This is a genomic window from Vibrio sp. R78045 (genome assembly GCF_042466085.1).
GTDB lineage: Bacteria > Pseudomonadota > Gammaproteobacteria > Enterobacterales > Vibrionaceae > Vibrio > Vibrio cyclitrophicus.
The window spans coordinates 466,546-491,479 of record NZ_JAXHBS010000013.1; the positions used below are offsets into that span (position 1 = coordinate 466,546).

Here is a 24,934-nt window from a genome sequence, read left to right on the forward strand (position 1 = left end):
TAATTTGATAGAGCTAAATTAAGCTTTGAAATTTTATCGTTCACAATATTTCGTCCTTAATATAATTAGCATCGCACTCAGATCAAACAGTAAATTCGCTAAGAGTATTAATATGTTAACATTAATTAAAGTGGCTCTTTGCCTCATTGAATTAGTAAAAATCCCCGCCCTGAAAGGTGTTACACATTTAGCATTAATGATGACTATTCCAAGTAAACACCGTGTTAAGGGCTTTGTTGCGTGATTAAATTTAGAAGTAGAGCCTATCTGTTTCGTGTATTTCTTAGTCGATACGACTAGTTGCAGGCATACTTAAGCCAGTGAGCTTGTTCAACGCTTTTGTCATCGCGTAAGTTACCCACCGGTGCATTGTAGTTCTTAAGCTCAATCGTTCTCCTGGCAACTGTTTAAGTCAATACATCGCAGTTTCTGAGAGTGTGCGTTTGTGGTAACCATACCGTTATTTCCAATACTTAGCTGAGCTGTATAATTTGTTCAACCTACTGCGAGATTTCTGGGACGAGCACGTTCCCATAAGTGCCCTTTGCCTTGGAAGAATAATCGTAACAACACACTTAATCCTAATGACATCGTGATAGGCACTTGCACCATAAGCGCCATCACCAGATACCTCAAAGATGCTTCGGCGTGTTTGTTTTAAGCAAGAACCAACATGCTTTGTTCTTGACTGAATACAAGTGTGTGCGGACAATTTAGTGGAACATGGGCTAGCCTAAATATCGAGTAGATGAATGCTTCAGCGCTCTCGGTGGCATAGAAAAAACTCGTTTCACCATGAGCGCTGTCGTGATAGATAAATCACTGAACCAACGTGGATTCCCGCGGCTAATGAGCAATTGGTTGCCGTACTTCAAGCTGATTATTTCGTTAAGAAATTTAGCATAGGCTACAACAGGTCGTAGACGTAGCTTATCAGATCGTAAGTTCTTGATTTAGTTCGACTGAATTACGCAACAAAACCAAGATTAATGGGAGTAGTTATCGCAAATCCTAGCTTCTTTATATTCATCGATCTAAGCAATAAACAAGAAAGAGCTTACATGCTTTTACGAATAATCTTACTTACCAGTAAAGCCCATTATTTTATATTGAATTTGATTGCAATTATTTATCAGGGAGAATGAAGTGGAATCGAAAAAATTTGAAAAGTTAAAAAGAACGTTACAGTTAAATCAACTAACCGTATTACAACGGAGTGAACTTCAACGATTAATTGGCGACCAGATGAAAATAAACGCCATTACGTTAAGTGAAGAAGAGCAGCGCTTTATACTGATGATGTTTTCTGAAAAAAAACCTGTAGCGGGTTAAACAACACACGCTTCGCCATACAACCTATTGGTATGGCTAAGTCACTGAATGGACGCGACCTCTCGCACTTGAACCTAACCATTTACTGCTTATCTATCGTTCCCAAAGGACGGTGTGTTATTTTTAGTTGGTTGTTTTTTAAAGAAACTCAAGCATCAAGTGATGACAAGTAGTGGACGTAGTTGAACAGATCGTAGGTTATGGATTTAGTTCCAGTGAATCACGCAACAAAGTCGTCTCTGATATACATTAACATTTTCAGCCTGTTAGCATCTTCACTTAAGTAAATTTCAATATGACAACGCTATTTCAACTGCTAATAGATAAAATCAATTCACTTTTTTGTAGGAATTGACTGAAGTTTTATTGGTGTGAGCAAATAAAATTTGGGACCAAATGAGGTAGATTTTGAAAAACGTTCTTATTGTTGATTCACAACCACTTTACAGTGAAGCACTTGCTAATCTTGTAATTGATGTAATAAATACTGTTGACGTACAACAATTGACTAGCTGTGCAAAAGTAATGGCATTAGTTCGCAATCAAAGTATTGATTTAATTATTTTAGATGTTGTTATCGGTGATAGAGATGGCATGCGTTTAGCTAAAAACATCTTGGCTAGCGGATATCAAGGGAAGATCCTTTTTGTTTCCTCCAAAGATTACTCTAGCTTGAGTAAAGCCGCTTATGAACTAGGTGCCAATGGTTTTTTACACAAAAACCGAAGTAAGAACACAATCAAGGACGCGATTATTAGTATTGTTCGTGGCTATTCTGTATTTGATCTTGACCATTCACAGTTTTCAAGTAGCCCTGCATTGTCAAAACAAGAGGCTTTAGTGTTTCACTACTTAGCTCAAGGTTATTCGAATAAACGAATTTCTGAACAGTTATCGTTAAGTGCGAAAACGGTCAGCACTTATAAAACGAGAATCTTGAAAAAATACCATGCAAATTCATTGATTGAGCTTTTACATACGTTTGCGGAATCAGAGAACACAAAAACTTTTAGTATTTTTTTGTAATTCTATATTTGGTGATAGTAATGATACAAACTGGTTATGATACATCATGTTTAAGTTAATTGTCCGTCTGACAGGATTTGTATAACATAGTACCTATAAATAAAATTTGAATTTGTAAAACTAACCGAAAATCTGCAGATAAGAGTTGAAACGGAATTTTTTTTGATAATTTTGCACTGGAAGCAAATAAATCTAAAACATGCAATCTTGGATCTTACACTTTTGATTTTTGACTTAAAAAAAGGTGGCTAAAATGTATGAATATCAGAAGAAATCTTAGTTTTTCATGCTATTATCCATAGTATTAGATGAGACTGAGAATTAACCAACTTTAAGAAAAATGTATTTTTCTTAAGATATAAATATTGAAGAGTTATATGCCTTTCCCTAAAGATACGAACAGAACATTTATTAAAAAAGCAATAACAAAATGGGGTAATTACTACGATTACTCTCTTGTTCAATATGTAAACAGTCGGACACCAATTGTTATTATCTGTAAGAAGCATCAACAAGAGTTTGAGCAAACCCCCAAAGCACACTTTTCTGCAAAGCATCATTGTTGTAAATTGTGTTACCAAGAGGTGGCGGGTAGTTATCAAAATGAGTGGCGGTTACGGAATAAGCCAGCAAGTTTAGATAAATTCACGCGATTAAGAGAAAGCATTTTCCTGGACATTTAGAAATAGACGCGCAATTCGTTAATCTAAAAGCCTTAAATAGGAGAGCGATCAACCCGAGAAAGAAATAATTTAAGGAAAGAACCACAAACTAGAACTTCAAAATTTGAAACTATTTTTATAAATCACGCATATAAACAGAATCGGTCTTGCGGCTTTTGTGCAAGTGCAAGTGCAAGTTACATTAAATCATTATTATTTTTAATTCTACATAACAGACCAAATCTCAAGTGTAGCCAACCTCACCGATAAAGTCGCATCGGTTTTGATATTTACTTATATTCAAGGATATATATGAATAAAATGCTAGTCTCAGCAGTAACTTCTTCAGCACTTCTACTCGGAGGTTGTTCTTCAAGTCCAGATGAAGAAACAATGACGAAAATAAACAATCTTAATAACCAGGTAAGTCTGTTAAACCAAGATTTACAAGACCTTAAGGAGCAAAAAGTAACACTAACATCTGAAGCTCAATTAACTAAAAGCACAGCAGTAGAAGCCCAAGAAGAAGCTGATCGCGCAAACGAACGAATCGACAACATAACACAGTCTTGCAACAAATAGTTCAGTCAGTGTGCTTACACCTCCCTCGGGGAGGTGTATATTCGCATCACAAGCATTCGCTCACTGAAGTAGCTATGTATTAAGCAACACACTCTATGAAAATATACAAGAATATAAACATCATACAGTTGCTTACACCTTTATTTCCCGAAGTAATGTTACTGTTAATTAATAACAAGAAAGGACGTTGGTATACTAAATCAGTTGAACCGCTCTTAAATCCTGTAACCTAACCTCATGTAGTTGATGTAATAGTAGCGACATAGGAAAGTCAAAAAAGAAAATAACTGACCGGAGTGAATATAATAAAACTCTATACAAACGAAGTAGAGGCTTTCCGTTTTCTGATGCTCACATCGAAACCGTTTTAACGCCGCCTTACACTTACGCGTGCCTCAAGGCTTTATAGACTCTATATTTGCATTGATCATTGGTTGACGCCCCATTTTTGATTACACAAGCGTAAGTAAGCGGTTAAATATAGGAACAGTTCCAAAGGTCCAATTCGACACATCGCGATAGATTCAACAGGCCTGAAAGCCTTTGGGGAAGGTGAATAGAAAATTAAAATACCTGAAGCTGAAAAGTTAGGACTTGGAGTAAATTGCACTTTACCCTGCGATTGATATTGATACCCATAATGTGATTAGTGCTGAGTAAGTCTTGTTAACGTTGGTTCAGTAGAGTTCATCCGATATTACTGAACCCAGCAAAGGAAATGAAGCCGTTGAAACGCTCAAAAACGATAAGTTAGCTTAGTGCAAAACTGCCCTTATATCACGACCGTTGTCTCTATATAAGGGGCTGACTATCGATACATTGAGCTTGATATGTTACAACTCCCAAATTGGAGAGGTCATAGTTAGTATTGAACAACGCCCTAGGATTAGGTATACCTATTATAAACTAACAGCTAGATAATGCAGAGGAACTGCATTCCTTACCTAATTTGATCAACAACGCCACTAGAAAGCATTAGAATTTTAAAGCACGCATCTAACCAAAGAGAAGAATCAATGTTTAAAGAATTATTAAAGAAAACGAGGCAAGGGAAAAACCTTAGTCAAACAGACATGATAGACCTGTTATCCACACATCCAAGCTTTGAAAGATTAGATAAAGGTACTTATTCACGCTGGGAGAATGGCCGCACGGTACCATCAACCCAAAGACAAATACAAATAATGTTAATTAATTCATCGCTAAAGGATGCGCTATCAATAGCAAGGGAAGCTGCAGGCCTGACATTAATGAAATCAAAGGCAGACATTGAACAAAGATTATTTGATAAAAGGTTTCCTAATGTAAGTCATTCCGACCTAACAGAGGAAATAAGTGAATTTCATTATGAACTAAACTATTCAACAAACTGTAATGCTATAACAACCCCACAGCATGCCGACCCTAAAATAAGCAAGATATTAATGCGTGAATGGGGAGAACAACGGTACAATGACTTTCAAAAACTAATCAACCCTGACAATTCAAACTATTTACTTCTTGAATATCATAATTGTGAAGGCGAACTTCGAGCGCATCATGTAATTTATCTAACTACGTTACGCGAGCTAATCAAGGTCAACAAAAATAGGCCACGCATTATGCAGAATAACTTAGTACATGATAATGTACTTTCCACACCAAGCACTTATTCCTCATCAACAACAATATTTTGCTCTAGCATATTAGAGAGCATATCATTCTGCTTAGAAAGAAACTTCACTGCAGAGTATATATATATACAAACATCTCGCACGGCTTTCAAAGAGTATCTAGAATCACTTGAAGGTACCGTCACCAACTTTGGGGATGAATCTAAAAGTGGCTTAAAGCACTTCAATAAGACTTACAAATGGGTCGGCATACTAATACCCTTTAATAAAATGGTCCAACAAATACCCATCTTTGAAGCGATCTACAGTTCGCTTGATAACAAAATAGAAATAAAATATCTAAAATAATACAGATATAATCTATACCAACGCTAGCTCGCAAGCTGAAGTGGGCTTAGCGAAAAAGTACCCTTGCACAAAATCAACACCCAACTCTTTTAACGTTTGCACTTGGCATTGAGATTCGACCCCTTCCGCAACCAACTTTAAATTAACATCCGAAGCAAACCCAACTAACATTTTAATAAACATTTTTGTCTTTTCTGCGTCTAACATATCGATTAAGGATTTATCAACTTTAACCTCATCATAGTCAACACTCAAAAGATTACATATAGTTGCCGAATCTTTTGCAAAATCATCTAATGATATTTTAATATTATGACATTTCAACTTCATGACCACTTCCCGTAGCCTTAAAGAATCCACAGCTTCCTTCTCAGAAATCTCCAATGTAACAATGCCTTTATAACATTTTCTAACGCTTAACATTTTAGAGACGAAAACATCATCTAACAATTGATTTGAATATATATTAAATGATACCTCAACATCAAGTAAGTCATTTCTATTTAACTCTAAAAATGAACTTTCAATAAATAAAATTGTATAATCATTTATTAAACACCTATTATTTAAATTCGACAAATACAATTCATGATCAATCTTCAAACCGCCCTCAAACGTTCTAGTCAGTGCTTCCAACCCACTTACCTTGTTATTTATCAAGCAATACTTAGGTTGATAAACAATATTAACCTCCACACCATCATATAAAAACATTCCAACCCCTTGCAAATTAAACCATTAACTTTACCCGGCAGAAGTGAAAATTACGTTATCATATCAAAACCCACTCAAGCAAAAATGCTAACAACCTATAAACATCCGAATACGACTCTGTAGCGTGACTTCACTTAGAGGTAGAGCGGACTTTATTACGTGATTCAGTGCAACTAAATCCATAACCTACGATCTGAACAGCTACGTCCGCTACCTCTTGTAGCCTCATGCCTAAGCTTCTTTTCAAAACAACCTGTACAACCGTTCACTCAATTACCGCAGTTCTCTGACCTTTTGGGTTGATGAACACGCGGTAAATGACTAAATTGAAGCGTAGGAGGTCGCGTCGATTCTGTGATTTAGCCACACAATAGTGTTCATGGTGAAACGAGTGTTTTCTATGCCACCGAGAGCGCTGAAGTATTCATCTACTCGATATTTAGGCTAGCCCATGTTCCACTAAATTGTCCGCACACACTTGTATTCAGCCAAGAACAAAGCATGTTGGTTCTTGCTTAAAACAAAACCGCCGAAGCATCTTTGAGGTACCTGATGATTGCGCTTATGGTACAAGAGCCTATCTCGATGCCATTAGGATTAAGCGTCTTGTTACGATTATTATTCCAAGGCAAGGGGCACTTATGGGAATGTATTCGTCCCGGAAACCTCACAGTAGGCTGCAAAAAATTATACAGCTCAAATGAGTATTGGAAACATCGGTATGGTTGCTACAAACGCTCACTTTCAGAAACAGTAATGTACAAAGTTAAACAGTTGCTTGGAGGTTGTTTAAGTTTTAGAAAAATCACAATGCCCCGTGGTGGAAACTTACGCCTTGAGCTTGCGAATCCCCTCATAATCAGGCGTAAAAACAATGAGGTAGACGCGCATCGCCGTCTTTGATCTAATGAATATCGCTGAACACACATTTCGAACAAGTGGGTTAACAATGCGCGACATTCAGATTCTACAACAAACCATACAAGACCAAAGCCCCTCCATTCACAAAAAACGCTCGAGTTCTCTGATACTTGCTACAAAAAGTGTACTTGACGGTTCAGACTCAACGCTGACTAAACTAGGTCGAAAACTGGAAACTACATCGTGAAAAAGACCTTATCTATAAATGGCATGCCTACTTAATAACGGGGGCTAACCCATGCCTTGTCATCCTTGTTGATTGGTCTGATGTTCGTGAACAACTTTGTTGTTATATGACGTTAAGTACATCCGTTGCACTTGATGGTCGAGCCATCACAATCTTTGAACAAGTTTTTGAGTATGGCCAATACAATTCACCGAAAAGTCACCAAACATTCCTCGATAAATTGCAAAGTGTTTTGCCGAATAAAATCAGTCCAATCATCATTTCTGATGCGGGTTTTAGAAATACTTGGTTCCGCCAAGTACAGGAGAAAAGTTGGTTTTGGTTAGGTCGTGTCCGAGGTGAAGTATCAATCAAACAACCTCAAAAACCTTGGGCCTCAAATAAAACCTTTTATCCAAACGCTGTCCATAAACCCAAATATATTGGCCACTGCTTATTAGCAAAGAGATCACCGATATCTTGTGAAGCCTATGTTTATAAGGGATTAGAAAAAGGCAGAAAAGCCCAGCGCCATAGCAGAACCAGCCAAAAACACTCCGCTACATATCTCTATCAACGCAGTGCAAAGGAGCCGTGGCTACTCGCGACTAATGTCCCTCGACATATCTTAAATGAAGTACAAATTACCAATCTGTACACCAAGCGTATGCAGATAGAAGAGGCATTCCGCGATCTAAGAGTACCGCCTATGGAATCGCACTTCGTCACAACAGAACTCGCGGTACTAAGCGATTGGATATCCAGCTTCTTATTGCGTTGCTCGCTGAAATCTTGATGTGATGGAATGGCCTAATTGCAGTACAGGCCAAATGGCATTTTGACTTCCAAGCCAACAGCATTAAACACCGCCGAGTTCTATCCATACCTCGTCTAGGGAGAGAGGTACGAAATCATCGGCGATATCAAATTAATGAATCCAATATCAATGGGGAATGTTCGAATATCAAAGGCTCACACACAACGCAGGACTAGGGAAATTATGAAGAGATCCGTCAGTGCCTTGAGTAAAGCACTGAATAAGCTTACAAGCTTGGTATACCTGAAAACTTACTGTATTGATAAAAAATACAGAACAGACCGACCTATCTTTAGACAGAATTAAACAATAATATTATAAAAACGACAGCCTAAACCTAAGATAAAGCGACATGGTAAAAGAATAGCCGCTATTGCGCCGGCAAACAAGAAGGTCAGAACTACCGGTGGGATTCAGCGTAAGTGACGTTAATCAAACTTTTAGTTCAATGGCTTAAATAAAATAACTAACAACAACTAATGGTATTCAGATACTGTTTTATGGCATCAAAGGGCCAAAATAGCCATCCCAAAAGGACCTTGTGCAAGTCCTCTGTCCGACTCAACTAGCAAGCTATTGAGCAACCTTCGAGATCGTAGTAATACAAGAAATCTCCTAATTTTCTGTCAAAAGTTAGAATACTCCAATAAGATTAAAAAACTACCGACTGTCCAAAAACCTTTACTATAAAAAAATATAATACATTGAGTTAAAAATTGGCTAAGCAATAATTAAATAATCCAGATAAATAACAACGTAAAGATTTGCTAAATTCACACTATGCTCAACTGCAAAATATACTTAATGACCAACTATACTTAATATTTACTGTTTTGCTTTTGCAAGATCTGCGATAAACCAACCAACATAGGCAATGTATCATCGAAGAATCGGCGGATACCAGAACAAAGGTAATTAAGCCCTTGTTCACCGTCAGGGGTCATGATTAAACGGTTTTTCGGGCATTCGCCCCAACAATATTTTAGGTAGGGACACTGCTTACAATATTCTGGTAGTGAGTCACGCTTTGCCATACCAAAAGTAAACTGTCGAGTAGAAAATACCATTTCATTCAACGTTTGGTCGTGAATGTTCGACAACTTGTATTCGGGATACACATAATGGTCACAGCTATATACATCACCGTTATGTTCAATCGCTAAGCCTTTGCCACAGAATTCTGCGGTAATACAAAGCTGAGAAGGCTTTTCCATCACTTGAGCGACAGCAGTTTCAAATAGGTTGACCAGCACTTGACCTAAGTCATTGTTGACCCATTCGACAAACATGGTGCTAAGAAATTCCCCCCAATCATCAGGATCAACTGACCAATCAGTGACAACTGACATTGGATGTCCCGGTTTAGCTAACTCACTCCCCAGCTCTGGGATCATCTGTTCATTCCAGAACTGTGGTGCGGTCGTATGAAAATCATTTGGCTCGACCACAGGTGCTAACTGGATATAAGCCACACCAAGATCGCGGGTAAGGAAACGGTAGATCTCCAATGGATACTTCACGTTGTGGCGATTTACCGTCACCAAAGCGTTGAATCGCACCTGACGTTGCTGCAGTTTTTCAACTGCTTTCATTACCAAATGGAAAGTAGGCTTACCGCTACGAGTTTTGCGATATTTGTCATGCAGCTCTTGTGGACCATCAATCGACAATCCAACTAAAAAGTTATTCACATGTAAGAACTCACACCACTCATCATTAAGTAGAATGCCATTGGTCTGTAGATCGTTTTCAATACGTATGCCTTCTGGCTGGTATTTCTTTTGTAGCTTAACCACTTTGCGGAAGTAGTCTAATCCAAGCAGTGTTGGTTCACCGCCCTGCCAAGAAAATACGATTTGCTCTCCGTCTTGACTCTCAATATAACTCTTAATAAATAATTCTAATGTTTCATCATCCATTTTAGGTTGCTTTGGTTGATGAAGCAGGTTTTCTTTATGTAAATAAAAGCAATATTGGCAGTCAATGTTACATTTTGCACCGCCGGGTTTTGCCATCACGTGGAACCGACGTTCATTTCCTTGTAAGGATTTAAACGCCGTTTTCATTGGCACAATTGGCATAGTGGTAGAGTGACGTGGGGAAGTTTTGCTCATGCATATCTCTCTTCGGATTGTGGCACCCCTATGAGCGCCACTTGTAATTATACGTTACTTAGGAACAAATGAAGCAGCTTCCATTCGAGGAGGGTACTCCATAAAGGTGTCCATAACTTCTTTAACCTTCGCAATTGCAGGCATAACTAAGAACGTACGTTCGTACATCCAACGGTCGTAACCCATACCTGTGTCACCACGTTCGAATGGGTCGATGCTTAAGTCATAGAACTGCGGAACGCGCAGTTTAGTAAATGGTTTCTTCCAAATATCTAAACCAGTTTCATTCTCTTGAATCAAGAAATGGAACTTATACTTACCTTGACGTAAAGCGAGTAGATCGCCGTCATCACTCCAATAGACGAACTCATTACGCGCAGACTTATCTGTTTTACCTATTAGGTAAGGTAGCTGGTTGTATCCATCCAAGTGAACTTTGTAGTTCATATCACCAACTTTTTTTCCCTTAAGCAACTCATCAGTCACTTTATCGTTACCAGCGGCCGCGACTAACGTTGGAAAAAAATCTTCTAGAGACATCATACCATTGAACGTTTTACCCGCTTCTATCTTACCAGGCCACTTGATCAACATAGGCACACGGAAAGCACCTTCCCACCCCGTGTTTTTCTCAGAGCGGAATGGCGTCATCCCCGCATCTGGCCACAAGTTGATCATAGGACCGTTATCTGTGGTATAAACGATGATGGTGTTGTCATCAACACCCAATTCCTTTATTTTATTTAGTAGATCACCAATTTGGTCATCGTGTTGCTTCACACCATCAGCGTAGAAACCCGCACCTGTTTTACCCTTGTACTCTTCTGGTAGATGAGTGAAGTTGTGCATACGAGTGGCGTTGAACCAAGTAAAGAACGGTTTATCTGCTTTGACTTGTTTTTCAATGAAGCTTTCAGCTGCGTCGAGGAATTCGCCATCAATGTTTTCCATGCGCTTACGTGTTAGAGGGCCTGTATCTTCAATTTTTCCGTCAGCGTACGAGTGGATAACGCCGCGTGGACCAAACTTCTTCTTGAACTCAAGGTCCGTTGGGTAATCCACGTTTTCTGGCTCTTCTTCCGCATTCAGATGGTACAGGTTACCGAAAAACTCATCGAAACCGTGGGCTGTTGGAAGATGTTCATCTCGGTCACCTAGATGGTTTTTACCAAATTGACCTGTCGCGTAACCCATCTGTTTTAAAATGGTAGCGATGGTTGGATCTTCTTTAGAGATACCTTCAACCGCACCAGGTAAACCGACTTTTGATAAGCCAGTACGCTTAGGCATTTGGCCTGTAATAAAAGCAGAGCGGCCAGCGGTAGAGCTTTGCTGTGCGTAAAAGTTTGTAAACTTAGCGCCCTCTTGAGCAAGAGTGTCGATGTTTGGCGTATTGTAAGCTAACATATTTTGGTTATACGAACTTAAATTCCAGTAACCTACATCGTCGCCAAATATCACCAAGATGTTGGGTTTGTCAGCCGCGTTTGCGGTAGCAGAAGCAGCACCTAACGCGAGCGTACAGGCGTTAAGCACCAGTCTTCTCCCTTTTTCTTTGGTTGCCTTTTTCATACCATCTCCATTAATTCTCAGAAATTATAGGAAGTTCATCTTAAACTCCCATACAGGTTAGGTTAAACTAACAAGTAAACGAGATAAATATAGTGCAATTTTGTTAATGTATAAATTCAATTTATGAGAACGATAATGGACTTAAACCTAATTCAAACCTTTCTTGTCGTAGCGGATCTCCAATCTTACACTAAAGCAGCAGAGCATCTGCAACTTACGCAGCCTGCAGTCAGCGCATCGATGAAGCGCCTAGAACAACAAGTAGGAAATAAACAACTGTTTGTAAAGAAAGGCAGAGGTATCACGCTGACTTCAACAGCGTATCAACTGGTCCCTCAATTTCAACAAGCCATTAACATTATCGAAAGCGCAGTATTAGAAGAAAAAGTATTTGAAGTGTATTGCTCAGAATCTATTTTGCACAAAATCAAATCACTAAATGGCGCAGTATTACACGAATCCCCCCCGGAAAAATGCTTTTTATTTGAGCAACTTAGACGTCAGGAAATGGACCTAATCGTAGATACAGTGACCACCAAAGACCCTGCGTTTGTTATCGAAGAAGCTTACCAAGAGCCTGCTGTAGTTATTTGTCGTGGTAAACACCCTCGAATTCAGGGTTCGCTAACCAAACAAGAGTTTTACAATGAAACTCATTGTTTGTTTTCTGGAAGGTGGCAAAACGCTACCGGTTTTGAGCAACTAGCTAAAGAAGCGATGCAAGAGCGTAAAACCGGTGTAGTTACTTGCTCGCTGGCAGGGATGGCAATGAACGTCGCGCTACATGATTACTTAGGGCTCATGTCCAAATCATTTGCAACAAAGTGGAGCAAGAGTCTCGATCTACAAATAATCGAATGCCCCATCGATATTTACGAAATTCCTTATAAACTCATCTATCATAAACGTGATACGCATAACCCCGCTCATATGAAGTTACGCGAACACATTAAGATGCAAATCAACAACTTTAACTCCGTCCCTTTGGCATTGTAATATTTCGGCACATGACGACATAGTTAAATGAACTTCCTCACAGAAACTGACAAACTATATTACAACGAACAAACAAGTATTTAGAGCCTGATTCAATTTGCTTTGTTGCGTAATCCAAACTAGATCCATAACATAAGAGCTGATTAGCTAATTCCATTCATAATCTTATTCCTAAATCTCTTTACAAAAAAACCAACTGGAAGCAATACAACCAATTTCTCATTAACCGCGGTTCTCTGCTATTTTGGGGGTAAGTGGCGAGTCGATTCAGTGACTTAGCCTTCACGACTGCCCTCAGGGGTATGGGAAAACGAGCATTTTCTATACCACCGAGAACGCCGCAATGATTCACCGACTCGATGTTTAGGTTCATATTCCGTTTAGTATTAAATACAACACTTTTGTTAGCCGAACACAAAAGCAAGTTGAGGTCACATTTAAGACAAAAACGAGAGCCTGCCACGATGCGATTAAGATTAAGCGAGCCGTTGCGCTTATTCCTCCAAGAGAAGGGGCTACTTTCTGGGAGCGGGGTCATCCCCGAAATCTCACAGTAGGTAACCAGAAGTTATATGGCTCTAATGAGTATTGGAAAGAGCGTTATAGTTACCACAAACGCTCCCTCTCAGAAACAGCGATATATCGAGTTAAACAGTTGCTTGGTGGTCGTTTAAGTTTAAGAAATTACAATGCACAAGTAGGTGAAACTTACGCGATGATAAAAGCGTTGAACAAGCTTACTGGGTTAGGTATGCCTGAAACTTATCGTATTAACTAAGAAATGCCCGAAACAGGGTGGCATTAGCTCTAAATTTAATTACGCCTCAAAGACAATCAAAGACAATCAAAGACAATCAAAGACAATCAAAGACAACCACGATAATCGAGTGCTGAACATAACTCAACTTTTGCAGTCACTAAATTATACTGAGCATCGATTTCAGTCAATTTGGAATTCAGAAAATCAAATTCTGTAAGAAGATCTGCATACTTTGATGTAAAGCCTGCGTTATAATTATTCAAACTGTAATATCTAGTCAACCTAGCTGTCGATAACTCAATTTGACTAATTTCATAATGCCTTTGCGCTGCATATAGATTAATTAAAGAACTGTTCATAACGTCTACGACCGAACTAATTACATTTTCATAATTTAAATGTGCCGTTGTTAAATCAGCATTAACTAAGCCCATATTAGTAGTCCGCTTATGCCACTCAATAACAGGAAAAATCAATAATGAAGACATAGAACCAAACGGATTTTCAAAAATTTCACGCAGTTTTTCACCTTGAGTACCAATGCTCCCAGATATCGAAAATTGTGGATACCAGGCAACTTCTTCAAGTTCGAAATTTAGTTCACTAGATTTAATTTGAAGCATAGAACCTAATACGCTATGATGTGTACCTGCGAATTTTGGCAAATCAGAAAATGTCACGTCAGGTAAATTTATGACATCAACTTCGCTAATTTTAATTATATCGATAAATTCAGTATTCCCAGAAAAAAATTCAATTCTGTTAACTGAATTGAAAATTTCTTCCTTGATATTTTCAATTATAGCCACCGCGGAGTCTAAAGATTGTTGAGCGGACAGGACCTCAGAACCAACAGAAACGCCAGAGTCTAATCGTTCCCTTTCAATTTTCAAGATATCAATACGGATATCTTTGATTCTTTTATATACATCGAGCTTCAACTTGTTAGAAGATATTGACACATACTCGTTAATAACTAAAGTGGTTATGTCATTCTTAAGGCCTAAAAAGTCTAAAAACGATAACTCTTGGTCTATCGACATCAACTTATCTTCAATATTTTTTTTACCAAAAAAATCAACATCATAAGACAAACCAAAAGAGGTACTATAGTTACCACTAGATTCATCTCCGTGGTCCAAATATTTTGAATGAGAAGAACTAACATTAATATTCATCTGAACACCCTGTTCATCATCTTTCTTTTTTGTATTTAGTTCCCCTTTTTTGATGTCTAGTATAGCTAAGTTTAACTCGAAATTATTGATAATGACACTAGCTAACAATTCATTAAGGTAAGGGGCAGTTAACAAATTAGATTCTTCTATATCATATAACCAATCACCCTGTTCATTTTCCACCTTCGTTTTTTTTTCGTAATCAAAGTAATTACTTTTAATATTACTACAACCAATGATAAGCAATAAAAACAAATATAAACACTTTTTAAAAATCATCGAGAAAGCGCTTCTATAGGGTTTAATTTCGAAGCCTTAATGGCAGGTAACAAGCCGAATAATAACCCAGTAAATAAGGAAAATGTCACGCCAACAAAAATGGAATAAGAAGACAATATAATCTCAAAATCAATTAATATATTTTTCATCACAATTAATGTACCAACGGACAATAGAACACCTAAAAAACCACCTAACAATGTAACAAAAAGGGACTCAATCAGAAACTGTTCAAGTATATTTTTTTTTGATGCTCCAATTGCACGACGCAATCCAATCTCTGAATACCGTTCACTAACCGAAGCCAACATTATATTCATAATTCCTGATCCTCCAACAAACAAAGAAATAAAAGAAATTGACAAGATAAAAATTGAAAATAAATTTTTCACTCGATTAAGAGATTCCACATACTCTTTATCTGACCAAAATGTATAACTACCTTTTGTAATCTTATATAAGTAATCAATAATGATTTTTTCTAAATCAGACTCAATTGCTGTAAAGTGAAACTCGTTAATAACATTTGAATTACTAATTCGATGGATAAATGTAGTATACGGGATCCAGGCAATAGGTTGTGGTGTGCGTACGTCACTCTGTTTTACTATACCTATAATAGTAAAAACCATGTTATCGATAATCAATTTATTGCCAATTGAATCATGCGTTCCAAATAGTTGTTTGTTTAGAATTTCATTAATCACAACAACAGTTTGACCAAGTTCCACCTCTTCTTGATTCATTAACCGACCAATTAAAAGCTGTAACTTAATTAGATTCTTAAATTCATGAGATACGCCAAGTATTGTACTGGCATCATTTGAAATATTATTATCATATTTTTTGAAGGCTCGCTTTATTTTCTTTTGCGTGCGTAAATATGGCGAAATATATTTAATTTCTTTAAATGTTTTTAATTTATTGAACGTATCTTCTATTAGCAGTCCATCTTGCTCTCCATAAGATGCAGCTTGAACCGTATTATTTCCCATTCGTGACAACTCTGATATCACTTGTTTTTCTACACTTTCAGATACAGACAAACTAAGTACAATAGTTGCAATACCTACTATTACTCCTATGAGACTTAAAAAAAGCTTTATCTTATTATTTTTATACAAAAAAAATAAGTTTAACAACACGGTTTTCATACGATACGGAAAATTATAACCTTGTATTTCATTATGATTAATTTTATCATTAACAACAGAATCCTCATTAATACCATTTATAACCTTACCGTCCGAAATTGAAACTTGCCTATCGCACAACTCAGCAATACTCATATCATGAGTAACTATTATTACTGTAGTTCCATCTTTATTTATTTCCTTTAAAATATTTATTACTTCTTCACTATTTCGTATGTCCAATGCACCAGTTGGCTCGTCAGCCAAAAGAATTCGAGGTTCACTAACCAAAGCTCGCGCAATAGAAACCCGTTGCTGCTGCCCGCCCGATAGCTCACTTGGCTTATTAGAACTCACTTCTTTAATATCTAACCGGTTTATAGTCTCTACAAGGGTATTCGAATAGTAATGTTTTTTGCACTTAAAGTATAACAATGGTAATTTAATGTTCTCTAAGCAACTAAGGTAAGGTATTAAATTATATGATTGAAAGATAAAACCAAAATAACAACTCCTAATCTTAGCCCATTGTTCATTGTCATAAGACTGCATATCACAACTATCTAAATGATAATCTCCACTCCAGTTAGAATCCAAGCCAGAAATAATATTCATTAATGTAGACTTTCCCGAACCAGAACTCCCTACTATAGCTACTAACTCGCCTTCATGAATATCTAAGTCAATCTTGTCTAATACAACAGTATTATTACTATTTTTATGGAATGATTTAGTTAGATTTCTAATTTTAATCAAAGGCATTAATCGATTCCTTCTAAAATCAAAACATCACCAACTTCAATTCCGGAAACCACTTCGGAATTTAAAAAATCATACAAACCTAATTCGACTGTTTTGGTGATAACATTACCATTATCTAGTACAGTAATATTCGCAACTCCATTTGTGTCATATCGAACATAATGGCTAGGAACAATAACAACATTTATTTCTTCCATTATTTTTATTTTCGCACCTACTGACATACCAATACGAACGTGTTCTGACAGTTCTCGGGGAACATGGAAAGAAACATTATAAATAACACCTTTTGAGGTTGAACTGTTACTTAATGGAGTCAAATCAATATTCGATATTTTTGATTTATATGTCTCATTTGAAACACCCAAGATATGGAAATCCACAACATCTCCAATAGATATATTCGAAATATCGTACTCCGATATAGGAATTCTCACAATATATTGGTCAGAACTTGCAACTTTTATCAAGTTACTTACTTGCTGAGTTGAAACCAAAGTTTGACCTTTATCAACCTGTATTGACACCACTGTTCCGTCAATTGGAGAACGTATCATTGTGTAAGTCAATTGAGCTTTTTTTGAGTCCACCGCCAACATCGCTGTCTCTTTAGAAAGTTTGCTACTTTGCAAGGACGCTTTGCTTTCCAAGTATACAAGATTTTGCTCTTTCAACTCTTGTGATGTTTTGCTTCCAATCTTTACTAAATGTGCAATGAGCTCTAACTGTTCTTGTTCATATAGAAACCGTTCGCGACTCACATCAAAATTTGCTACAGCTATCTTCAGTTCATTCTGTGCTGTTTTAAGCTCGTTTGCACTTACAGTAGGGTCAATTTCGATCAACAATTGACCTTGTGAAACTTTATCGCCTACACCAACCATTAATTCGGTAACTTCCCCTGAAACACTGGCACCAACATCAATCATTTTAGCGGCCTCAATCACACCGATAGACTCTACATTACGAGTGATACTGCCAATCGAAACAACATGCGTCTTCCGTCCCTGAAACTTATTTGGACTGCCAATGATGTTCACATAAATAAAACATAATAAAATTAGAATAAAAAGTAACAAAAAAGTGTTTTTTTTATTAGTTGCAATTTCACGAGAATTCACTTTCATGATCCTGATTTTTAATATTAAGATCAATGATTTTATCTGCCTTCCTAATTGAAGAAGGGTTATGACTAGTAAAAACAATCGTTTTTCCTGTTCCTTTCAATGTACTCATAATTAAATCACAACTCAACTCGTCCAAATTACTCATAGGTTCATCTAACAATAAAGTATTCTTATTTGAAAGTAATGCTCTACATAATAATACACGTTGCTTTTCTCCTGAAGAAAAGGGATTTGTATAATCATTAATTTTCGTATCTATACCTTGGGGTAATGATGCTATAACCTGTCCCAAACCAAGCTTTTCTATTAAAGTAAGGATATCAGAGTCACTATGATTTGCATCAAACATTGTGATATTCTCACGTACAGAACCACTAATAAAGTCTTGATTGGTAGCATGATAATAATTTGATGAAATAATCACGTTATTATCCATCTCGCCCCCATCATCATTCAACAACTTAATATTACAATATAAACCAGACAATATTTTTAATAACGTAGTTTTACCCGAACCAGAGCAACCAGTAACAGCAACTAACTGCCCTTTAGTTATTATCAATTCGGGGAAAATAATTGAATTTCTATCAGACTTTTTTTCGACAATGCCTACATGATGGAGCCCTCCGACTCTATCGCTATCGAACTGGTGAATGCTGTTATCTTTTTCAAATTCAATAACGTCTTTTCCTCTTTCCTGTGCTGCATCAAAAGCGCCAAACGAGTCATTTATTTCAATCAAACGATTAAAAGAAGTAGAAAACACCTGCTTAACATAAAAAAACAAAAATACAGATGATAAAGGGGTGTTATTATATTGAATCAACCAAAAACACAAACATAATGTCAATATCATATCAAATATCCCAATAATTTCTTGCATTATTGGGAATTTCAGATGCTTTAAACCAGATTCAATGTTAAAGTCTACGAGTTGATTCACTTTCGAATCATTTACTACGCAAAGATTCTTACTTGCCTTTTTTGACTTTATGTCAGAAATTGAATTAAAAGATTCCACAAAATGCTTAAATATATTTTCTCGATAAGATTCTTCAACTATGCTAATTTGACTTAAATTCTTCCTCGACACCCAAGCTAAGAATGATGATATGCAAGATACAGATAGTAAAAAAAAGGCCAAATATGGGGAAATGTAACCAACAATTAAAAATGAAATTATAAGTTGAATAATACAGATAATTAAAGTGTTATAAATAGTCGATTTTGCAACTTGCGCACCTACAAATTTAAGTGCCCTATTAGCAACATCTGTTGAGGTCCGACGCTCAAAAAAAGACATCTTATTATTTAAAAATCGAGCATACATTTTATTACTTTCTTTGGCCATAGTTGCGCCTTCTATTATCATAGTTCGCTTATAGCCTTGCCTAATTATAACCACAGAAATTATTTGCGCTATTGCCAGATAAAATAACATATGAAAATCTAGGTTTTCAAAGTTCTTAAAACCGTTATTTATATTTAACATTATTGCCGGCAATATCAAAGATAGTAATGTGGATAATAAACCATAAATTAATAAAAGAGCGTCAAGTTTTATGATTTTATTCTTAAACTGGAAAATGTTAAAAAAGGAATTATTAGCGTTAAGCTTCTTTTCTTCATCCAATACGATAGCGTATCCGGATAAGCTCATTTTTAATATTCCAAGTTTTAATACCTGCCTACCTAAAGCGGGATTCATTACAACTGCACAATAACTATTAACCTTCTCCAATACGACATAATGGCTGTCATTGAGATGAAGAATGCAAGGAGTAGGCAACTCTTGAATTAGTTGAATGTTAAATAAAACTGCACGAGCATTAAGATCTAATTTCCCAAAGAGTTCAGTTAAGTCATAAAGGCTAGTCCCAAGATCTGATGGTCTGCATAATGTTCTTAAATAACTCAAAGGCGCATTTTTATTATGGAGCTCAGCTATACTACTTACACAAGCCAACCCACACTCAGCCATTTCACCTTGTAAACACACTGTATTCATTATTTAACCTTGTCGATAGAAGAATGAGGGAAAATGCCAAAGTAACCACTGCTTGTAATGCATTCCTCCAATTACATGCTCTATCAATAATGGAAGATCATGCTTAACATTATTTTTTTCAATAATAGGTAATATTTCGATTTTCAAACGCCCATTTTTTAAAAAAATATAATATGGTAATACATCTTTTCGCATTAAAGAAGGAAAATTAAAGGGGCCAGCATGTAAATTAGATTCTTTACCAAACAATATTGATTTTTTATAAGAGTGACTTTGACCACTCCTCCTGGTGTATTCTGGTAGTGCGTCAGGAAAAACTGCAAAATCAGCGGTATTATTTCTTACTTTCTTTACTATTTTTCTTATACCTCGTGAGGCGTCAGTTTTCGATTTCACAAAGGGATTGAATAAATACAAATCTCGATTGTTTTTTTTCCATTTTTCAACGACATCCCCCCAACGCTTTTTCCAATCACCTTCATCAACATCACTAATAACATATAATCTATTATTTGACGCACCCAAGCCAACAATCACTGCTATTTCATCAGAAAAAACATGCAACGGATATAAAATAACATCACAGCCAGTTTGGTTCTTATATTCAACTCTAGATTCTTCAAGTTTTTCAGAACAAAAGTTAATTTCATTACAAATAACTTTATTGCCATAACACATCATCTGTACATACAGTTTACAATACATATCAAAAAATGCTTTGTTAGGTAAAAAACTATGTTTACCTACGATTTTTTTTGTGTTACTTCTAACACTAAACCCATTAACACCCAAACAAAAAATAAGTGAATATAAAGCACTAAACGAAAGACAAACATATAAACACACTTTAGGAAATGAAGTATTACAAGACCCAATGATTACCCTAAAAATCAAATAAAAAAAAGCCGCCATCCTCTTTAAAAGCATAACACCCAGTTCCAATAGTGAATAAATACAAAACAAAATTTCACTTCCATAAGAATGGTGGCGCCTTTCTTTAAAACGCCACCATGATTAAATACTAAATACTTTTATAACCTTGAGAATAATTACCGCTACCACAAACGTCGTTAGCTTTTTTGTTGCTCATCTTTTTGTCATTGGAGTATCTAGTGAAATTATACCCACGTTCTACAACTTGCCCACCACTAATATAACTAGGAGCGTAACAATTTATTTCCCACTTCCCACCAACAATCATTCTTGATTCATCTAAATTTACATTTTTCATTTTTCCACCTTACATTTTACATTTTTACATTTTACAACATTTAATGTACAAACAGAAAGAACAGGCACATACCACAACCCATTGCTAAATCATTTATACACACCTTCATTAACTAATATTTTTGCAATGAATTTTATTTTCACCAAGCGTATGAGTCGAAGATGAAAATGAAAATGAAAATGAAAATGAAAATTGACAGCTAACTTTTATCAACCTTCAAACCAACGCTCACCTTTCTTCCATTGTCGTAACCGAACTTCCATTTGCAAATGCAAACATTGGTAACTGAATAAACACAAAAGAATTTTCCATCCAACTTTTCAGACGCAAGCTGATTATCGCTAATTAGATTAATTTTAAATCCCAAACCCAAGTCAGTGCAATAGCATCTCGCCGAAAATATTTTTCTACCTGCCAACAAATCTTGAATGTAAGAAATTAAATACACTCACCAAAGATTAATAGGACATTAATCCTACGATTTTTATATTTCCTTGCTTTTATTTTAAACTTTTGAACTACGTTAGTTTTTGATTAACGAAACCCTTAGTTCTATTCAATAGCCCTTTTGTACCAATTTCTCCATAAAAATAATGTTCCGTTTTTATTAGCTTCGTTAGTAATGATGCGCCCTAGATTCTTAATTTAGTTCCACTGAATTACATAACAAAGCCGAGTCGCTGCGTCAGCGAAACAGCCAGGGTTAGCGAAATGGCGTCAGGAAAACCACCAATACCAGTCAGTGCGAAAAACCCTAACAGCTGAAGTTGCTAAGCTCAAAAGGCAATTGGCTGAGCAAGCTGAAGAGCAAGATATCGTAAAGAGGTCTGCCACCTGCTTCGTATATGGAATCTACGAGTTTACAAGATAAGAATGTGCAATGGAGTAAGATCCGGTCGTATATTCGGTTTTTCATTCAAGGAACGACCTTCTAACCTTTGATGCATGCGTATCTACTGTCCTTGGCGCGAAAAAACTTTTTATAACATTGCGAAGTAGTCAGGGCCTCAGTAGGCTGATCTAACCATTGAACATAATTATTTGTAATCTGTTAATTCATTTTGCAAGCAAGTAAAATACCTTTGACTGATGTTTTGTGTTTTAGCGTAGCATTGCCCAAACTGTTCTGACTGTTTTGTTCGCTAATGCGATACAAGCCCTTTTGAAACCGACCCTATTGACAAACTAGATAAGCCACGTCTGTTTTTCGTTAGTAGGTGCTATGGCTGTCGATATATGTATGCCATATCACCAAGGTACAGCATCGAGCGAAGAGCCCTAACTCTGCCAAGTTTATTAGTCCCTTCATTGTCATTTTACCACCTAAACTGTATTGCTTAGGTGGTAGCCTGATAAACGCTGATGCTTGTCGACCGCTAGTAAATTGTGTCCCATCACCCAAATTAGCATAAAGCATGGTGGTGGTTACCTCACGAACACCTTCAAGAGCCATGAGTCTTTTACAGGGTTCTATTTGGCTAGTGGTCGCATTCATTATTTCTGAATATGGTTTAACTCATCTTGCAGGTAGAACATCCCTTTCATAATGTGTTGAAGTCACTAATGCAGCTAGGCCTTTAACAATACCGTATTCGTTATATGATATTTCGCATGTGCAACCCCAACGACACGATAGTTTTCGAAAGAAACTGGCGATTTGCTTCAAGATACATCAAAGTTTGTTGTTCAATCGATTTGGGTTTGCTGTATTTTCTTCTTATTTGAAATGTTGCATTAGCGCTAGCAAACGCATCATTGGCCCCAGTTTTATGACCCTCAACATAGGCCTTCACTTTTTAGGACTAATTATACGCACTTCGTGGCCGAAGGACTCAGCGTATCTCCCCCTGTAGTGATAAGTAGCCTTCTAGATCAACAAGGGATGGTTTGGCTTTAGCAAAGAGCTCCTTAAGCTTCTGCCCGCTGATAGCTTTGTTACAGAGCAACTCTCCCTGGGGGCTTATATTGCAAACCTAAAATAGATTTTTCTCTAAGTCTATGCCGATTCCGTTAGTTCTTAGCATGATGACACCTCATTTTACTTTTCCTGCCGATGCTTAAGTTTGGCAGAGAATGAGTGGACCCCATACATCGCAAAAAACTAAAGTAGATTACGATGAGTTTATGTTCGAATACCTACAATGTTCTCCGCATAGCTATGGTGTTAGAAGCTTCACGAAGTGGATTTTATTACTGAATTAAGCATCGCCACAAGGTCACCCAGCGTGAGGCAATACACCAAAAGCTTGATAAAAAATTCAAAATAGCTTTTGACAATAGTAAAGGTCGTGGTGGCTCAATGCGTATCCACAAAGAGTTGGCTGATAGTGGGGAGATCCGTAATGCTAAAACCTTACCACCAGTATGAAGTGTCAGGAATTAACGCCGAAATCGTTATACCGTCTTATTGATGTCGCCCTTCTCTATTAGCGCAAATCGTAGCGATAAAATATCACTATGCATGATCTCTTTATCGACAAGAATCGATGTTCGGCCAATATAGTATATCAAGCTAAGTTGTAAAAAGATGATTTAGCGAATACAAATGAGCAGCGAGGACTATAGTCATCTTCTTGCTTGGAACGCGGCAAAGAACTAATAACAATCCGTCCAAAGATCGATAGGAATGAAAGACACCGTATTAGTTGGCGTATCTGTGTTGATGCTTGAAAATCAATGAGTCCATTTAAAGACACTTGCTCTATAAGCAACTCTTAATCAAAAAATCTCTCGGTGCTAACTATCTTCTTGATATTTTAGTCAATAATCTCATCACTTGACTTTTTGTATCAGATGTAACTTTAGTTATTGTTATGACATGTTGTTGTAAGAAAAAATGGATTGTAAGGATACGCCGGACTTTGATAGAAAAGTTTCTAGGTGTAAAAGCAAAATACATGTGTAGACATTGTCGTACTACGTTCAAAGTCAAAGGACACTAATAGTCAGACCGAACACTGTATTAAGCGACACATGTTCAACGGCATACATTTGCTTCGCATTTTATGATGAACAAGGGGATATTTTGTTGTTACAGCGTATTCTTATTTTGCTCCAGAATATTTGATACTAGCTGTACACATCAATCCTTTAGATAATTAATGGCGGCAAACGTAGTAATCGACAGTTTTCACTGTCGACTTTTGCTATTCAGAGCATCATTTTATCTATTCCAAATCAAGGATAACCTTGCCAGAAAGCCAGCTACGCATAGCATCAAAGCCTTCTTGGAAATTATCAATATTGAAGAATTCGCTTTATGTCTAGAACTGACTGAATCAAAGAGGATAAAGTAAAAAAACTGATGCACAGAAACTGAGGACATGGCAATAGTTACACTTAACTGTTCATGTTGATACACCCTAAACCATGGGTGTGGAAGTCAGTTTTGTTGCAACATGAGGCTCTAAAAAAGAAAGTTGGTATCTCATTGATACCAACTAAAAAGAATGCAATGCTTTGGGAATGATGTATTTTATAACTAGAAGCAGTTAACTTTGTCGACAAGAGCTAATAACAAAGAGAGCCAAAGTTGACTAAATTAATTAACCAATAACTTTTAGTGTTTTTGGTTATAGTATGTGTAAGACAAA

Annotated in this window: 16 protein-coding genes and 8 pseudogenes; 13 read left to right on the forward strand and 11 right to left on the reverse strand. The window is 36.7% G+C overall.

What is annotated here, in order from left to right:
* Positions 1–112 precede the first annotated feature (112 nt).
* The gene (locus tag SJY39_RS12615; RefSeq protein ID WP_268811442.1) at positions 113–244 is read left to right on the forward strand and encodes a hypothetical protein; all 132 of its coding nucleotides are present in this window, start codon (positions 113–115) and stop codon (positions 242–244) included.
* Positions 245–283: 39 nt separating this feature from the next.
* Here the strand turns inward: SJY39_RS12615 and SJY39_RS12620 are convergent.
* A pseudogene (locus SJY39_RS12620) lies at positions 284–845 on the reverse strand (transposase); the annotation flags it as partial.
* Positions 846–1,146: 301 nt separating this feature from the next.
* Between SJY39_RS12620 and SJY39_RS12625 the strand changes: the two are divergent.
* The 6 genes and pseudogenes from SJY39_RS12625 (at position 1,147) to SJY39_RS12650 (ending at position 5,563) form a co-directional block, all read left to right on the forward strand.
* Positions 1,147–1,332, forward strand: a complete 186-nt coding sequence (locus tag SJY39_RS12625) for a hypothetical protein (protein WP_102333150.1) — start codon at positions 1,147–1,149, stop codon at positions 1,330–1,332.
* Between the two features lie 408 nt (positions 1,333–1,740).
* The gene (locus SJY39_RS12630; protein ID WP_102333151.1) at positions 1,741–2,358 is read left to right on the forward strand and encodes a response regulator transcription factor; all 618 of its coding nucleotides are present in this window, start codon (positions 1,741–1,743) and stop codon (positions 2,356–2,358) included.
* A gap of 377 nt (positions 2,359–2,735) precedes the next feature.
* Positions 2,736–3,041 carry a hypothetical protein gene (locus SJY39_RS12635; RefSeq protein WP_102333152.1) on the forward strand — a complete coding sequence of 102 codons (306 nt, stop codon included), beginning with the start codon at positions 2,736–2,738 and terminating at the stop codon, positions 3,039–3,041.
* A gap of 291 nt (positions 3,042–3,332) precedes the next feature.
* Positions 3,333–3,602 (forward strand): Lpp/OprI family alanine-zipper lipoprotein, encoded by a 270-nt coding sequence (locus tag SJY39_RS12640; RefSeq protein ID WP_102333153.1) that lies wholly within the window; start codon positions 3,333–3,335, stop codon positions 3,600–3,602.
* A 262-nt stretch (positions 3,603–3,864) separates the two neighbouring features.
* Positions 3,865–4,512, forward strand: a pseudogene (locus SJY39_RS12645) (transposase).
* Positions 4,513–4,618: 106 nt separating this feature from the next.
* Entirely contained in the window at positions 4,619–5,563 is a 945-nt protein-coding gene (locus SJY39_RS12650) for a helix-turn-helix domain-containing protein (protein WP_102333154.1), read from the forward strand.
* 12 nt (positions 5,564–5,575) lie between these two features.
* Here SJY39_RS12650 and SJY39_RS12655 read toward each other — a convergent pair whose 3' ends face one another.
* Positions 5,576–6,277, reverse strand: a complete 702-nt coding sequence (locus SJY39_RS12655; protein WP_102333155.1) for an EAL domain-containing protein — start codon at positions 6,275–6,277, stop codon at positions 5,576–5,578.
* Between the two features lie 253 nt (positions 6,278–6,530).
* On the opposite strand from SJY39_RS12655, the pseudogene SJY39_RS12660 reads away from it, so the two are divergent.
* Both SJY39_RS12660 and SJY39_RS12665 read left to right on the forward strand, forming a co-directional pair.
* Positions 6,531–7,078 (forward strand): annotated as a pseudogene (locus SJY39_RS12660) (transposase); the annotation flags it as partial.
* 148 nt (positions 7,079–7,226) lie between these two features.
* A pseudogene (locus tag SJY39_RS12665) lies at positions 7,227–8,368 on the forward strand (IS4 family transposase).
* A 631-nt stretch (positions 8,369–8,999) separates the two neighbouring features.
* Here the strand turns inward: SJY39_RS12665 and SJY39_RS12670 are convergent.
* Both SJY39_RS12670 and SJY39_RS12675 read right to left on the reverse strand, forming a co-directional pair.
* Positions 9,000–10,295 carry an anaerobic sulfatase maturase gene (locus SJY39_RS12670; RefSeq protein WP_102333156.1) on the reverse strand — a complete coding sequence of 432 codons (1,296 nt, stop codon included), beginning with the start codon at positions 10,293–10,295 and terminating at the stop codon, positions 9,000–9,002.
* A gap of 54 nt (positions 10,296–10,349) precedes the next feature.
* A complete protein-coding gene (locus SJY39_RS12675) occupies positions 10,350–11,867 on the reverse strand; it encodes an arylsulfatase (protein ID WP_102333157.1) in 1,518 nt (505 codons plus the stop codon).
* Positions 11,868–12,002: 135 nt separating this feature from the next.
* Here SJY39_RS12675 and SJY39_RS12680 point away from each other — a divergent pair, with 135 nt between their 5' ends.
* A complete protein-coding gene (locus tag SJY39_RS12680) occupies positions 12,003–12,863 on the forward strand; it encodes a LysR family transcriptional regulator (RefSeq protein ID WP_235612483.1) in 861 nt (286 codons plus the stop codon).
* A 167-nt stretch (positions 12,864–13,030) separates the two neighbouring features.
* Positions 13,031–13,641: pseudogene (locus SJY39_RS12685) on the forward strand (hypothetical protein).
* Between the two features lie 86 nt (positions 13,642–13,727).
* Here the strand turns inward: SJY39_RS12685 and SJY39_RS12690 are convergent.
* The 7 genes and pseudogenes from SJY39_RS12690 to SJY39_RS12720 form a co-directional block, all read right to left on the reverse strand.
* Positions 13,728–15,080: a TolC family protein gene (locus SJY39_RS12690; RefSeq protein WP_102332072.1), complete on the reverse strand. Its 1,353-nt coding sequence runs from the start codon at positions 15,078–15,080 to the stop codon at positions 13,728–13,730.
* Positions 15,077–16,975, reverse strand: a complete 1,899-nt coding sequence (locus SJY39_RS12695) for an ATP-binding cassette domain-containing protein (RefSeq protein ID WP_102332071.1) — start codon at positions 16,973–16,975, stop codon at positions 15,077–15,079. The genes SJY39_RS12690 and SJY39_RS12695 overlap by 4 nt, the downstream gene beginning before the upstream one ends.
* On the reverse strand, positions 16,975–18,096 hold the full coding sequence (locus SJY39_RS12700) for an efflux RND transporter periplasmic adaptor subunit (RefSeq protein WP_157938690.1): 1,122 nt from the start codon (positions 18,094–18,096) through the stop codon (positions 16,975–16,977). The genes SJY39_RS12695 and SJY39_RS12700 overlap by 1 nt, the downstream gene beginning before the upstream one ends.
* Entirely contained in the window at positions 18,083–20,110 is a 2,028-nt protein-coding gene (locus SJY39_RS12705; protein WP_372275345.1) for a cysteine peptidase family C39 domain-containing protein, read from the reverse strand. The genes SJY39_RS12700 and SJY39_RS12705 overlap by 14 nt, the downstream gene beginning before the upstream one ends.
* 3 nt (positions 20,111–20,113) lie before the next feature.
* Positions 20,114–21,037, reverse strand: coding sequence for a hypothetical protein (locus SJY39_RS12710; RefSeq protein ID WP_102332068.1), 924 nt, complete (start codon positions 21,035–21,037; stop codon positions 20,114–20,116).
* A gap of 94 nt (positions 21,038–21,131) precedes the next feature.
* Positions 21,132–21,341, reverse strand: a complete 210-nt coding sequence (locus SJY39_RS12715; RefSeq protein WP_102332067.1) for a hypothetical protein — start codon at positions 21,339–21,341, stop codon at positions 21,132–21,134.
* 1,101 nt (positions 21,342–22,442) lie between these two features.
* A pseudogene (locus SJY39_RS12720) lies at positions 22,443–23,305 on the reverse strand (transposase).
* Between the two features lie 130 nt (positions 23,306–23,435).
* Between SJY39_RS12720 and SJY39_RS12725 the strand changes: the two are divergent.
* Together SJY39_RS12725 and SJY39_RS12730 are read left to right on the forward strand one after the other, a co-directional pair.
* A pseudogene (locus SJY39_RS12725) lies at positions 23,436–23,732 on the forward strand (IS3 family transposase); the annotation flags it as partial.
* A gap of 575 nt (positions 23,733–24,307) precedes the next feature.
* Positions 24,308–24,443, forward strand: a pseudogene (locus SJY39_RS12730) (site-specific integrase); the annotation flags it as partial.
* Between the last annotated feature and the right edge of the window lie 491 nt (positions 24,444–24,934).